Here is a 14,342-nt window from a genome sequence, read left to right on the forward strand (position 1 = left end):
ATCTCTTAACTGGAGTGTCTAAATCAATTGAACCACATCACGGTATTTATTGGCATTTTATGCCTGCTTACAAAGAAATGAATCACTTTCATGCAACAAGAGACTTACCTGCCCTTTTCTGGGGAGCGGATACTAAAATGTTTTGTGTTAAGGAAGTAGTGCGCCAAACTTCGGTAGAGGCTTATTCGCATCATATTCAACGACTCATGATAACCGGGAATTTTGCCTTACTTGCAGGCATAAATCCGCAACAAGTTTGTGACTGGTATCTTGCTGTTTATGCAGATGCCTATGAGTGGGTAGAACTTCCTAATACTTTAGGCATGGCGCTTTATGCCGATGGTGGTTTGATGGCAAGCAAACCCTATGCTGCCAGTGGAAAATACATCCAGCGCATGAGTAATTTTTGTAAATCGTGCGCTTATAACCCGAATGATTTACTGGGAGAAAAAGCCTGCCCCTTTAATTCATTGTACTGGAACTTTCTTAAACAACATGAAGAGAAACTCAAAGATAATCCTCGGCTTCACTATGCTTATATGAATTGGCAAAAGATGGATCCTGACAAAAAAGAAGGCATTCATAATAAAGTACAAGAAGTTTTCGCATATTTAGATTCAGGGCGTCTCTAGACCTGTGAATTAAGAAACCATATTACCCCATTAAGGTAACTGGCGAAAATGAGCCACAAAAAATAGGGGGTTAAGAGCAACCCGACCACTCTCTCAATATTTTTAACCTTTAGGATAATGAGTGCATTCAAGCCAATCATCAATAATATCCATAAAAAACTGAATCCTATCCAATGCAGATGAAAGAACAGAGGGGTCCATGCCCAATTCATGATGAGTTGTACTAGATAGAGATTAAGTATCGTTTTAATTTGGGGCTTGCTGCGATTTTGCCATAACATGAATCCAACAATCGCAAGAAGTGCATATAACAGTGACCAAACGAGAGAAAAAACCCATCCGGGTGGAGTTAAAGTTGATTTATGAAGACCATTATACCAGGACGGGATGTTTGCCTGTGTCATTATTCCTAAAAAAAATCCTATCAACTGAAAACATAAAATCCAAATAATCAGTTTAATCACATTTTGTTTGCTCAAAATCTTCTCTCCATATTTATATCAATCCTCGCGAAAAAAAAGGAAAGTGTACCGATATGATGTTATTCCTTTTTATTTTTTACTTCTTTTTTAACTGATTGTAATATTTTAGCGCTCTTGTTCTTGCCTCATGATGATTGATAATCGGCTTGGGATAATGAGTAGTTAAATAAATGCGCTCAGAATCAGCAGATTCCCAAGGTGCATGGATGTATTGACTTTGCAAATGAGAAAGTTCTGAAACCCAATGACGAATATAATGTCCATCCGGATCAAATTTTTGACTTTGGAGTACTGGGTTGAAAATACGAAAATAAGGTGCTGCATCTGCACCACATCCTGCCACCCATTGCCAACTCGCACTATTATTTGCTAAATCTGCATCAACAAGGGTATCTAAAAACCAATCAGCACCTAAACGCCAATCAATCAACAGCCCCTTTGTTAGAAATGAAGCAACAATCATACGGACACGGTTATGCATGTAGCCCGTTGCCCATAATTCCCTCATTCCTGCATCAATTATTGGGTAGCCGGTTAAGCCATTTTGCCAGCGGGCTAGTAATTCTTTATCATTATGCCAGGGGAACGCATCAAATTCACTTCGGAAATTTTCATAAGGAAGTTTGGGGAAATGATAAAGAAGATATACTGAAAACTCCCTCCACCCCAATTCTGAAAGGAAATGATCAGCTGAGGATAAATCACAATTTGGGTTAAGCTTTGCAAGCTCTATTGCCCTTAAAATTGTCCAGGGGCTGATTTCGCCAAAATGCAAGTGAGGTGATAAGCGCGAAGTCGCATTTTTTATAGGAAAATCTCGATTTTTTTTATAATCATTAAGATGATGCTCGATAAACTCATGAAGTTTTTGTTGCGCCCCAGCCTCTCCTGGGGTCCAATACTCACTAAATTGTGCGGCCCAGTTAATGGCGGGTAATAATTTCCAATCCTTAAGTACTTCACTTTGCACTTCAATTCCAGCTGGACGATTCTCCAAATACATAGACGGTTGAATATTGAGATGTTGTTTGCAGTGTTTCCAGTAGGGAGTAAACACTTTGAAGTAATCGCCGTTTTTATTTTTAATCGTCCAAGGTTCATGCAACAAACTTCCATTTGAACTTTGTACTTCAATTCCCCGCTCCAACAAAGCTGCTTTAATCTTTTTATCACGTGAAATAGCAGCTGGCTCATAACAGCGATTCCAATAGACTGAACTCACGGAAAGTTTCTTAACCAAATCTGAAATGATCTCAAAGGGATCGCCCTTGCGAAGAATGAGATTCAATCCAAGTTGCGCTAAAGATTCGCTAAGGGACGTAAGGCTATGGTGAAGCCACCAGTCCTGGGCCTCTCCTGAAACACTATTTTTTCCATCATAAATGTACAGAGGAATCACAAACTGATGATGTGAGCAAGCCTCGATAAATGCAGGATTATCGTTTAATCTTAAATCGTATCGAAACCAGACTAGTGCAACAGTCATTCAAATCTCACGCAATAGGTAATCTTCTAATTTAACAACTTCTCTAAAAATTTAATAGAGATGCAAGAAACTTTACAGCATGCATCCATTTTCGCTGCAAATTCAATCGATAATTTCAGTAAAAATTAATTTATCTGATGCTACACCCTAACATCTCTTTATTCAGTACTCTAAATAACAAAAATCTCAAAGCTCAAACTGTAATGCACGAGAGTGAAGTTCAGTTTCCCAATTTGATTCGTGTTGTATTAATGCTTTTTCAAGTACGGGTGCAAGAATCTGTGTTAAATGATTTTCCTTGTAGCGTTTTAGGAAGCGGGAAGCATAAGCAAATCTATCGACATCAGAGATTTGATCATTACTGAGATAATTAATGGCTTCCTTACTTTCAGTACTTGAAAAGAGCCAATTTAAACTGAGCAAACCCGATAAACCACAGCATCTTGACGATTTATACTGATAGTAATCTCTAATTACATGAGCCACTTCACCAAGTGAAAGTTTAGGATAATGCTCTTTGAGGTTATAAATACAGTGCCTACCCTGCTCAGCTTGTTCTCTGAATGACTCTAATTTAGTTTTTTTGGTTTTATGAGTTTGATCCAAATTTGCATTTGTTGTTGGATTATTGGAGAGGAATTGAAGTTTAATTGCCCCTCTCTCATGTTCTTTGTACTTTTTGAGTGAGTTTAAAAATGAACTGGTCATTATAGATGCTTCTTTTGCGTTTGCATCAAGATAAATAAGTTTAATCTGGAGTCGGCCATCAAACGCATCAAGCAAACCATCCTCTTGCATTTTATCGGCTACTTCGGGAATCAAGATTGAATTTTTGCTCTCATCAGTGACCCTTAAGTGCAAGGACAAATTTTCAAAAAATCTTAACGTTTCAGTTGCCACAGCCTCAATTCCATGAAGGGGGGATTTTTTGCCAGGCTTGCCCGGAAATATCACAGAAATTTTGCTGTTTAAGGGTAATTGTTTTAATTTTTTTTCACCGTAATAACAGACTGTAATTTTGCTCTCTTGCCTTTCTTCTAATGACAACCATTCTTCGATGATTTTTTTATAATTTGGCGGCACTTCTTTCTTTCTAAAAGGGATATATAAATAATGACTCATTTCTAGGATTACCTCTTCAAATGTATCATTTAAGTAAATTTTTGTAATAATTATACAAAGAAAAAAATAATATGTATACAAAGTGACCATTGCCGAACAAAAAACTTACTTGGGCAAGGAAGATAATTTTTTAACGCCTCATACAAAAGGCATTTTGCTGTGCCTATGGACCAAATTTGGACTATACGTAACTAAAACTGTGTAGGGCTTTTTATGATTCAGCTGTAAAGAAAACAGGTATAGATTAAAACATTCATTAAAGCCAGGGGGGCACCTATTTTTATAAATTCAAGGAATCCAAATCCTTTCACTCCCCGCTTCTCCATATTTTGAATGATAATGACATTGCTTGCAGCCCCTAGGATTGAAAAGTTGCCTGCAATGGTGCTACCTGCTGCTAACGCAAGATACTGCGGATCCATTGCATGATGATTGATTAATAAAGGCAAGTATAAAGCTACTAAAGGAACGTTCGAGATAAATTGACTCAGGATAATACTGATAACAAGAATGACGGGGATTTGGGTTACAGTTAAGTGGAAATGAGTTATGGTTTCTTGAAAAAAACCACTATCCCATACACTTTGTGTGAGTATGAACGTACTTGCGAAAAAAATAAGCGTCCCCCAATCCAACTTTTTTAACAGTGTCCATCGCTGATTGCTTAATAAAACCGGTAAGGCAGCAATGAGAGCAATATAACTAAAGTTAATGCGCAGCGATGTGTGCATCATATCAGTTGTTATTTTAGCAGCTACTAAAAATAACATAATAAGCAAACTTATTCTGACAAGCATTACTGTTGGATAATGGTTAATCGCGCCAGCGTTTGGTTTTTCAATAGGCTTGTTTAAGTGATGCCTGTAAATAAGATAAAGATAGAAATAAGCGATAATTAAATTAATTAGTGTCGGGATTATCAATGGATTAATAAAATTAAGAAATGATAAACCCCCATTTACGGCAATAAGTAAATTTTGGGGATTGCCTATTGGGCTTACAACACTACCAATAGTAATTGAACATGCTAAAGCAAAAAGTAAGGGTTTTACCATGTGTTTTTGTGATTTACATAATTGTAAAATAATGGGGGTACCCACAATGGCGATAGTATCATTCATCAATAAAGCGGCACTGAAACCAAGGACAAAAATAATAATCAATAAAGCATGTTTTCCCGTTGTCGCATGAAAAAAAATTCCATCAGTTATGCGCTCCAAATAACCACTTTCCTCAGTTGCCTGGCAAATCAAGAATACACCAGATAAATAAAACATGACTTCGGGTTCGATTGCAGTGAGTGCATGAAAGGGGGATATTTGTTGAAATACAACGGATGCCAGGGCACCAATTGCCATAATTGCCCAAATTGGGATGATCATCTTGATTAGACGTCGCAAAGCAATAGCAACTAAAACTATAAAAAGAATAATAACTGCTATTGGCATGCATTCATCCTGATTTATCTCACTTTCCAAGTTCAGTAGAGGAAAAGAAACGCACTAGATCTTTTAATTCCTCCTGTTGTACCTGGGCATTTATCCAATTAAGCTGCACCTGAGTAGTCACCTGCTCTCTTTGATTCACCAGGAACAATGTACTATCCCCCGCATGAAATTTTTGTGTCTCTCCGTGTTGCACCTTAAGCGCCAAATGGTATTCCTTTTTTAGGAAAGCTACCTGCTGCTGGATTCTTCTTATCCCAATATAAAGATTAGTAAGTTCATTCTTAAGCTGATCATACAGCAACTTTTTTTCCGCTCTTATCTGATACAGCTCACTTTGAGTACGAATTAAATTACCTTTTGCTTCTCTTCGAAGTACAGGAAATTTGAAAGAAACTCCTACAAACGCTGCTTCAGGGATGAGCAAAGGATATCCTCCAGTCCCATTTTGTTTAAACGTGTATGCGGTAGCATCCAAATTAGGCAACAACTCATTTTGTGCTAAATCTCGCTTAAGCCTGATGATTCTTGAATAATTTTGAAGTCTCTTAAGGGAGGGATGTTGTGTTAACTGCGATAAACCTGGGGACAACTGTCTTGGATTATTTAACACCTGCGAAGGAAGATTACTTTCGGTTGGGATTAGAGGATTTCCTTGTGCATCCCGATAGTACAATGATAAATTAATTCCAGCCTGTTCAAATATCATTCTCCCCTGGTTGAGTAATTGCTCCCTCTGGACTATTTGTTGCAAATTTTCAGTAATCGCAAGTTTCGGAAGGTCACCTTGATTTGCCTGCTGCTCAATAGCATGTTGTCGCTTTTTGGCCAATTCCAGCAGGTGTCTGAATGTTTTTAATTGCCATCCCGCTTCAACCCATTGCCAATAGGCTTTGATTGTTTCCTGATAAATTTTAATTTTTACCGCTTCCGCATCGTGTATTTTCATTTCAATCGACTCCGCGGTAGTTAATAAATTGGTGCGCTCCTTATCAATTAATCGATCCCGAAGCAAAGGCAGTGAAAGTCCTGCTCGATATTCCCCGCCTGAATTGGTTAAGTAATTTTGATAATAAATGGGCCAATTTCCATTCCCATTTCGATAACCAGCAAATAATTTGACTCCATTATAAAGGGTAGGAACAGTCAGCTGGGTATCGCCATAATTGTTAATATAGCCACCGGCAGGTTGTGATCGGGTGCTTGCATCAAGAGAAGGGTCAAACTTTCCCAACGCACTCAAATGAGTACCTTGAGCTTTGGTAATTTCCAAACGTGCAATTTTAATTTTTGGATAATAAAGATTTACTCTATGCAATACCTTATGCAAAGTTAATTTATCTGTCTCACTTGCACTACATACGGAAGAAAGGAGTAAATAACATAATCCTAAAATAAACTGATTCTTAAATCTCATACAAGTACAATATCCCTTCATTTCTGAGTCTTCTCTGAAGTACTTTCGGGCGGAAAACCATTAAATTGACGCCACAGTTCATACCATAATGGCACTTCCCCTAATTGAACCCATCCATGTACCCGTACGCCTTGTCTTAAAAATTGTGGTTGTGGCCAAGGCTCATCTGGAACAATGACTGCCCTAAATAATCCCGTACCATTGTCTGTAGGATCTATAAATGAAACAGTACCCCCAAAAGTTCCTACAGCAATTGAAGGCCAGCCCCTAAATTGGATCGCAGGCCATCCTTCAAACTGCAATCGAGCTTTTTGATGGATTCGAACAAAAGGAATATCATTGCCGTCGATCCAAAGTTCCACAGCTCGTGATTGAGTCTGGGGAATGATTTGTGCCAAAACATCGCCAGCTTTAACTACCACACTCTCCTGCCCTGTCAATCGTTTAAAAATTACTCCTGCTACATGTGCTTTTATAAGTTGTGATTGCTGGCGGGCGATACGAACGTCAATATCCACCATGTCAATATTTGCTTGCGCTAACTCGCTTTGGTATTTGGAATATTCAATTTGTGCCAATTCATATTGACGCTTTGAATTAATACCCTGTTGATACAATCTTTTTTGGCGCTCAAGATTAGATTTCCCCGCCACAATCGATTGTTCTGCTGCCTCTATTCGCAGGGCAATTGCTTTTTTTTCTAACTCTAATCGTGTCAATAACTTGGGATCGTTGTCAGTAATATCAACTAAGGGATCTCCTGCTTTTACACTCATCCCCTCATCGACATACCATTTTTTGATTCGCCCATTGATTGGAGAATTCACTGTATGAAGCCTCTCGGTCGGAGAAAATGCAATCACTTTGCCGTTGCCAAGTGCAAACTGTTGCCATGGCGTAAACGCTAAAAATAGAGTGATAACCAAGGCAATAATAAAAATAATTTTTGCTATTCTTTGAGGCTGGGGTAGTTTTTTTATCATTGAATAAGCATGTAATTTCATAAAAGCCCCACATGGTTTGTCATTTTTTTAAACTCCTGATTTTGAGTAACAAAAATCAAAATCGTATTTTTTAAGTTAAGCAATGGGGCGATGAAGAGTTCGCTTTTTTCTTTCTCTAATCCATCAAACATCCTGTCAATTATGATTAACTGCGGTTGGAGCAAGACCGCACGAATAATCATAAGGGCAATAAGCTCAAGTTCTGTAAACTCACTTTGCCAATCATAGATAATCGTCTTTAGCCCCTGAGGCTGCTGCATTATTTTTTCAGAAAGCCCGAAATATTTTAAATGCTCAATAATTATTTTTAGAGGTGTATTCTTATGGTTGAGTACCAAATTATCATAAATACTTCCGGCAAAACACTCAGGTTTTTGCAACAATAAACTGAATTGACGAAGTGCTGCCCGATGTGCTTCATTACACAAACTTCGATTCACTAAAATGTCCATGGAATATTTTTTTCCAAACCCCAGAAACGACTCAGAAAAAGTTTTGCAACTTTCTGCATCTTGGGAATAAATAAACAGAGGTTTTTCCAAAGCGGCAGTTGCCAGCATCTGATTTGGAAATTTAATTTCTATCGTTTTCATCGGCAAAAATAGAGCATTAAGGTCCGTTTTAATTTCCTCTACTGATAAATTAAGCACTGTGTCAATCTTACTTTCTGAGGCAATTAAATCGTAATAATTTTCTAGAAGTACGCCAAAGCGCTTAAATGCATAAATCAATGCACCCAGGACAATTTCAGCAGCCACCAACTGGCCTAAACTGAGTTGATTTTTAATAACGAGATACCCGCCTAGTCCTAAAAGAAGACAACTGGATAGCGCAGAAAGCACATAAAATCCAATTTGATGCTTTATCAGCTGCCTAAAATGAGTATTCCTTATATGTAAAAAGGAAACTAATCGCTTATCTGATTGGAACGTAGCATAATGACTACACTTGCTAAACCGAAACAGAAACCGATTGGTTAAAAGCTCCTCGAGCCAGGAGCCTACCTGATGCTTCTGAGCACACTCTTCTTTTGCGCTGGCGAGACCTTTACGGTAGGGAATGAAAACTATCAATAGGATGCTGAGGATTATAAACCCATCAAAGATGAGGAATAATGGATGGTAAAAGAGAAGAAGTAATAATCCAAAAAAAAGTTGAAGTCCTAAATTAACACCATACATTAAAAGGCTCGAAAGTGATTTATTGATGGTTACTACCTCAAAGAAACGATTAACCAACTCCGGCCCATTGTGTATTGAGAAATTTTCCAAAGAGAGATTGGTGAATTGTTTTGTGAGATTTAGACTTATCTTCACCATCAGTTTTTGCTGAATTACCTCCAAGATGATCGTTTGCCATATATTTAATGCGCCCAGTGCCAACATTAAAATCAGCACTATAAAGCTTAAAGTAACTACTGGCTGCAGCAGTTTTCCAAAGGCAATCAGGTTAATTAATGTTTGTGCTGCAATTGGAATGCTCAAAGTTAATAGACTGGCTACCAAACTAATGAGTGCAATGGATAAAAGTGTGGGTTTATCTAAAACATCCTTAATCGAATTCATGTTTCCTAGTCCCTTTCTTTTTTAAGAACATCAGTGTTTTAATTTTTTCAGGATAAAAAACTCAAGCGACTCAATAGCCTTATTGTGTTTTTCTCTTTTTAACAAGGATACATGAATATCACTCAACTTAGGTAAAAAATCCTCATCAAGGCGGTCAAGATCATTTGGGATCATGCTCCGTTGTATTGCAGTAATTCCTAATCCTGCGCGTACAGCAGCCATTTTCACAGCATAACTGGGGCTGCTAAATGCCAGACGCCAGTTTAAGTGGTGCTTGTCTAAACAATCAATCACATTACCGCGATAAACGCACGGAGTCGGGGAAAGGACTAGAGGGATGGGGGATTTTTTGTTGAAATGGGTCAGCAGTTCCCTCTTACCCACCCAATCAACTGTTTCATTCCAAACATTTACACCCTCAGCAATTTGATTTCTCTGGTTGGTTTTGATTAAAATCAAATCAAAGTCACCTTTATCGAAGCGCTCAATTAAATTAAGAGTTAGCTCACATTCAACATTGAGCATCACCCGCGGATGAAGGCGTGAAAACTCCACTAACACATCGGATAAAATCATTGAAGCAAAATCCTCAGGCAAACCAAAACGAAGCTCCCCATGCAGCTCTGGCGCTTTAAATCGATCCAGGGATTCACGATGAAGTTCATAAATTCTCTTTGCATACCCTAAAAAAATCTCTCCATCAGGAGTCAAAGATAACTCACGGCCACGAAGAATTAATGGTTTTTCAATCAGCTGTTCGAGTTTTGCAATCTGCTGACTAATCGCAGATTGGGTGCGCCCTACTCGAAGTGCTGCTTTGGTAAAACTCTGCGTTTCTGCGACCGCCAAAAAGCATTGCAAGGTTACTGTATCAAGACTCATTAGAATTCCTAATTAAAATCATAAAAATTATTAATTTCACTTATATTAGTTTATCTTATATATTCTCATTGTAACAAAACAATTTCTAATGAGGAATACTGTGAATAAGACAATAATTTTTTTCTATGGTGCGCTTCTGGTATGTCCAACTCTTGCTCTGCTCATAAACTGTTGCAGCATCAAGAGACGAGCTGTCTCTGCGGCTTCTTGGGCAAGTCGATTTATTGGTTTTGGATTGATAATCAGTATTGGTTTACTCAGTTATTTGAGCTTATCAAAAAAACCTGTGACTTATGTGCTTCTGAGTTTTAACACCCTAAGTTTGTTATTATGTAGTCTGATTTTATTGGTGAGCTTTATCGTTCATCGATTTTCCCTAAAGTACATGGAGGGCGACCGGCTCTATTCACGTTATTTTTTAAATTTGGCAGCCATTACGTTGAGTGCTGTGATCATGGTTCTTGCAGATAACCTCTTTCTATTTTGGTTTTCTTGGTCGTTAAGCAACCTTTTCCTTATTACATTGATGGTTCACAAAAAAGAATGGATTGCAGCCAAAAACTCAGGTTGGCTCACGCTAAATACCTTATTGGTGGGAAGTCTCAGTTTACTGGCAGCCTTTACTTTAATCGGGTTAAATACTCAAACTGCCTCTATTCAAGCTTTAAACGTAAAAGAATTTATCAATTCACCTGTTTTTGCGGCAACCATGGCTTTGATAACGCTCACCGCATTAACTCAGTCCGCCATTTGGCCCTTTCATCGCTGGCTTATGAGCTCTTTAAACTCGCCCACTCCTGTTTCTGCTCTGATGCATGCAGGTCTTGTGAATGGCGGTGGAATCCTTATTGTAAAGTTTGCGCCTCTCTTTGCAGCGTCCACTAGTTTCCTCATGGTTATCTTTGTTCTTGGCGCTGTTTCAGCTTTTTTAGGAACATTTTGGAAGCTCATGCAGTATGACATCAAAAGAATGCTTGCCTGTTCCACACTGGCGCAAATGGGATTTATGATGATGCAATGTGGTTTGGGACTTTTTGCTGCTGCTGTTGCTCACTTGTGTTGGCATGGTTTATTTAAGGCATATTTGTTTTTAAGCTCAGGTTCAGTCATTGCGCAACGAAGTAACAAACTCAAAGTCGATGGATACCCTCCTCTCCTTTTCTTAATTGCAAGTATTAGCGGTTTTTTGGGGATGCTTGTTTTTGCATTCATGACCAATAAGCCTGTTTTATCTCTACAAGCAACCACCTTCTTACTGGCATTTGCATTCATTGCAGGAACTCAACTGATGTTGACGCTGATCAACACTCATTTGTCTATCAAAAATATAATAATCGGATTATTGGCGAGTTCCTTAACCGGTTTGATTTATGGTGCAAGTATACACCTGATTGAAACGCTGCTTCCTAATCTGATCCCGCTTTACTTACCTAAATTATCGATGCTGCATCTGAGTACTTTAGTTCTTTTCATATTGCCCTGGCTTCTGCTTAACCTTGGAGTACTGGAAAGAATAAAAGAGTCCAATTTCTGGTGCTGGCTCTATATGAATTTATTCAACCAAAGCCAGCCTTCCGCAAAAACTCTCACCGCATTTCGATCTGATTACAAATACTAATTATCCTGAGGAGTGAACATGAGTACAGCAAGAGAAATAGTAAACGAAGAAAAAATACAAGATCTCTCTAAAAACACAAATACTTCAGTCAAAGCCCTGAACACGAGACTTGAAGTGCGGGCATTGGTGGACAATGCCGCCAAAAAGATTGCCCCCGTTTGGCCGCTAGAAACTTTTATAGCGTGTAATCCTCTCCAAGGATTTGAGGCAGAAACTTTTGAGCAAGCCATAGCAAAAGGCGGGTTTCGAAGAAAAGAATTTCCACGCAATCGTGCTTTAGAAAATGTTAATTTGCACATGATTAAATGGTGTGGAGGTTTTTTCGATGCAGGACAAGGGGTTATAGAAATGCCGCATCGTGACAAAGGATTTTATTTTGGATTCTTAAAATTAGCTAGTTTTGATAAAACGCTTCATCAGAATAAAAAAGAAGTAAAACAGTGGTTATTGAACCTCCCTGAATCTGCTGAAGAAGCGATTACTCTTTGCCTGAAAAAACTTCAGGTACCTAAAGAAAAAGCAGAAGAATTCATCACCCAAACCTTCCTCCATTTACCCGGTTGGGCTGGTTTTGTTAAATGGAAAACTCACTGGCAAAATTCAACGGCAGGAGACAAACAACCAGTTACATTAACTGATTTTCTTGCGGTCCGCCTGGTGATTACCTGTTTGCTATGTCCCGAAGCAGCCCAAGAAAAAAAAAACGAAGAAGATGGTTCTTTGGTTCAAGAAGTTCTTGAGCACTTAAAAGAAAATGAAAAAAATTATGAACAGGCATTGCTACAAACAATTTTGCCTGAGGTCAAGAGATTGGCAGTCAGGACCCAAAGAGCCGAGGCACAACTGGTATTTTGTATTGATGTACGCTCCGAACCCATCCGACGGGCCATAGAAAAATTAGGCAATTATCAAACTCTAGGATTTGCAGGCTTTTTTGGTTTACCTATCCGCGTACAGGAATTTGAGAGTGGTAAAATGAAAGATTGCTGCCCTGTATTATTGAAGCCACGTTATCGTATTGATGAAAAACCAAGTGCTGCAAATGCGAGTTCCATAGAAAAATACCAGCAAGGGAGAGAAATAAAATCCAGCCTAAGCAAAATCTATCAAGAATTAAAATATAATGTTGCAACACCTTTTGCCTTAGCTGAAACCCTTGGCGCCTGGTGTGGCTTGAAGATGTTATTTCAATCACTTGCTCCAAGTTTTACCAGGCAAACCAGTAAAACTTTAAACCATTACTTTACCCCGAAAATCCAAACAGAACCTTCATTTGAATTAGATGAGACCGATTTGGCACATGGAATTGCCCTAAGCGAGCAGATTGACTATGCAGAAACTGTATTAAGACTCATGGGGCTCACTTCAGATTTTGCAAAACTCATCATTCTTTGCGGCCATGGAAGTACTACAGCAAATAATCCTTATGCTTCAGCTCTGGATTGTGGTGCCTGTGGCGGGAATCATGGGGGTATGAATGCTAAATTATTAGCCGCGATTCTTAATAAAACAGATGTACGAAGAGCTTTAGAGGATAAAGGCATTCATATTCCTCTAGACACAGTATTTTATGGTGCGCTTCACAATACCACTACCGACACCATTGAAATTTATAATCTTAAAACAAGCAAAGTAATTTATCCCACTCTGTTAAACCAGTTACTTGCGGATTTAGAAGAGGCAAGGAGCAACAATAATTTAGAAAGATGTCGAAAATTAAACTCAACGAATGCAGCAAAAGACATTCGGCGAAGAAGTCAGGATTGGTCTGAAACACGACCTGAATGGGGTCTTGCCCGCAATGCTGCTTTTATTGTTGCCCCACGCACACTAACCAAAAACATCAATCTTGATGGTCGATGTTTCTTGCATTCTTACGATTGGCAACAAGACCCTGAAGGAACCTACCTTGAAACGATTCTTACTGCACCCATGGTGGTTGCCCAATGGATTAATACCCAGTATTTGTTTTCAACCCTTGATAATGTTGCCTACGGAAGCGGCAGTAAGATCACCCATAATGTCACAGGGAAAATTGGCATCATGCAAGGTAATGGCAGCGATTTAATGCATGGCTTACCCCTACAGTCCGTGATGAGCAGTGATGAAAGCCCTTACCATCAGCCACAACGCTTGCTCGCTTTAGTTTACGCACCACAAGAAGTCGTTTCCAACATCATCCAACGGCAAGCGATTTTAAAAACTTTGTTTTTGAATCAATGGGTTCATCTAGTCCTCATTGATCCGAGTAATGGTTTAGCCTACAAACTGAATGAAACAGGCAATTGGATTTTAGCCAACTAAAACGTGGAGAAAAAAATGAAAGTAATTAAAGTTCAAGAACGAAAAGATATTGGCATTAACCTGCATCCCATGAAAAAAATAGAAATCATAGTTTCTGGCGAGCATGAGCAGCTGGTGACCTCGATGATGGAAGAAGCGCAAGTCACAGGGTTTACTTTATTGAGAAACATCTCAGGTAAAGGCCATAATGGATTTCATGAAGGAAAAATATTATTCAATGACAGGGCTTCACTCATTATGTTTCTAGCCGTCGCTCCAGAAGAGGTAATTGCAACCCTCGCTTTAGGAATGAAAACCTTATTTAAACAGAATTCGGGGGTTATGTTTGTCTCCGATGTGAGTGTGGCGCGAATGGATTATTTTCACTCAATCACAGGAGCCTAAG

The 14,342-nt window shown here is 38.7% G+C and carries 12 protein-coding genes; 4 read left to right on the plus strand and 8 right to left on the minus strand.

Translation table 11 applies throughout. The features are described from left to right. Positions 1-632: cryptochrome/photolyase family protein (locus KYQ_RS10665; RefSeq protein ID WP_489886121.1), on the plus strand; the 632-nt coding region annotated here is incomplete at its 5' end. Here the strand turns inward: KYQ_RS10665 and KYQ_RS10670 are convergent. From KYQ_RS10670 to KYQ_RS10705, 8 genes are all read right to left on the minus strand, one after another. Continuing rightward, positions 629-1,111: a TspO/MBR family protein gene (locus tag KYQ_RS10670; RefSeq protein WP_010654259.1), complete on the minus strand. Its 483-nt coding sequence runs from the start codon at positions 1,109-1,111 to the stop codon at positions 629-631. The genes KYQ_RS10665 and KYQ_RS10670 overlap by 4 nt on opposite strands. Positions 1,112-1,190: 79 nt before the next feature. Then, positions 1,191-2,600, minus strand: coding sequence for a cryptochrome/photolyase family protein (locus KYQ_RS10675; protein ID WP_010654260.1), 1,410 nt, complete (start codon positions 2,598-2,600; stop codon positions 1,191-1,193). Between the two features lie 186 nt (positions 2,601-2,786). Next, complete coding sequence (locus KYQ_RS10680; RefSeq protein WP_010654261.1) at positions 2,787-3,812, minus strand: hypothetical protein; 1,026 nt, start codon at positions 3,810-3,812, stop codon at positions 2,787-2,789. 128 nt (positions 3,813-3,940) lie between these two features. Next, the gene (locus KYQ_RS10685; protein ID WP_010654262.1) at positions 3,941-5,170 is read right to left on the minus strand and encodes an anion transporter; all 1,230 of its coding nucleotides are present in this window, start codon (positions 5,168-5,170) and stop codon (positions 3,941-3,943) included. A gap of 19 nt (positions 5,171-5,189) precedes the next feature. Beyond that, complete coding sequence (locus tag KYQ_RS10690) at positions 5,190-6,584, minus strand: TolC family protein (protein WP_010654263.1); 1,395 nt, start codon at positions 6,582-6,584, stop codon at positions 5,190-5,192. A gap of 17 nt (positions 6,585-6,601) precedes the next feature. Further along, complete coding sequence (locus KYQ_RS10695; protein WP_010654264.1) at positions 6,602-7,588, minus strand: HlyD family secretion protein; 987 nt, start codon at positions 7,586-7,588, stop codon at positions 6,602-6,604. Next, positions 7,585-9,153, minus strand: coding sequence for an ABC transporter transmembrane domain-containing protein (locus KYQ_RS10700; RefSeq protein WP_010654265.1), 1,569 nt, complete (start codon positions 9,151-9,153; stop codon positions 7,585-7,587). Before KYQ_RS10700 ends, KYQ_RS10695 begins: the two co-directional genes overlap by 4 nt. A gap of 30 nt (positions 9,154-9,183) precedes the next feature. After that, complete coding sequence (locus KYQ_RS10705) at positions 9,184-10,035, minus strand: LysR substrate-binding domain-containing protein (protein ID WP_010654266.1); 852 nt, start codon at positions 10,033-10,035, stop codon at positions 9,184-9,186. A gap of 88 nt (positions 10,036-10,123) precedes the next feature. On the opposite strand from KYQ_RS10705, the gene KYQ_RS10710 reads away from it, so the two are divergent. From KYQ_RS10710 to KYQ_RS10720, 3 genes are read left to right on the plus strand one after another with little or no spacing between them, the layout of a single operon-like run. Further along, positions 10,124-11,653 carry a proton-conducting transporter transmembrane domain-containing protein gene (locus KYQ_RS10710; RefSeq protein ID WP_409365747.1) on the plus strand — a complete coding sequence of 510 codons (1,530 nt, stop codon included), beginning with the start codon at positions 10,124-10,126 and terminating at the stop codon, positions 11,651-11,653. Between the two features lie 18 nt (positions 11,654-11,671). Next, positions 11,672-13,957: a DUF2309 domain-containing protein gene (locus KYQ_RS10715; RefSeq protein WP_010654268.1), complete on the plus strand. Its 2,286-nt coding sequence runs from the start codon at positions 11,672-11,674 to the stop codon at positions 13,955-13,957. A 15-nt stretch (positions 13,958-13,972) separates the two neighbouring features. After that, a complete protein-coding gene (locus KYQ_RS10720; protein WP_010654269.1) occupies positions 13,973-14,341 on the plus strand; it encodes a P-II family nitrogen regulator in 369 nt (122 codons plus the stop codon). The last annotated feature ends 1 nt before the right edge of the window (position 14,342 follow it).

Origin of the sequence: Fluoribacter dumoffii NY 23 (assembly GCF_000236165.1) — a bacterium.
GTDB classification, from domain to species: domain Bacteria; phylum Pseudomonadota; class Gammaproteobacteria; order Legionellales; family Legionellaceae; genus Legionella; species Legionella dumoffii.

Excerpts from the sequence above, each read along its gene's own strand:
- KYQ_RS10690 (WP_010654263.1), bottom strand. The coding sequence starts at position 6,584 with ATGAGATTTAAGAATCAGTTTATTTTAGGATTATGTTATTTACTCCTT.
- KYQ_RS10695 (WP_010654264.1), bottom strand. The coding sequence starts at position 7,588 with ATGAAATTACATGCTTATTCAATGATAAAAAAACTACCCCAGCCTCAA.
- KYQ_RS10675 (WP_010654260.1), bottom strand. The coding sequence starts at position 2,600 with ATGACTGTTGCACTAGTCTGGTTTCGATACGATTTAAGATTAAACGAT.
- KYQ_RS10715 (WP_010654268.1), top strand. The coding sequence starts at position 11,672 with ATGAGTACAGCAAGAGAAATAGTAAACGAAGAAAAAATACAAGATCTC.
- KYQ_RS10720 (WP_010654269.1), top strand. The coding sequence starts at position 13,973 with ATGAAAGTAATTAAAGTTCAAGAACGAAAAGATATTGGCATTAACCTG.
- KYQ_RS10685 (WP_010654262.1), bottom strand. The coding sequence starts at position 5,170 with ATGCCAATAGCAGTTATTATTCTTTTTATAGTTTTAGTTGCTATTGCT.
- KYQ_RS10705 (WP_010654266.1), bottom strand. The coding sequence starts at position 10,035 with ATGAGTCTTGATACAGTAACCTTGCAATGCTTTTTGGCGGTCGCAGAA.
- KYQ_RS10680 (WP_010654261.1), bottom strand. The coding sequence starts at position 3,812 with ATGGTCACTTTGTATACATATTATTTTTTTCTTTGTATAATTATTACA.
- KYQ_RS10710 (WP_409365747.1), top strand. The coding sequence starts at position 10,124 with ATGAGGAATACTGTGAATAAGACAATAATTTTTTTCTATGGTGCGCTT.
- KYQ_RS10700 (WP_010654265.1), bottom strand. The coding sequence starts at position 9,153 with ATGAATTCGATTAAGGATGTTTTAGATAAACCCACACTTTTATCCATT.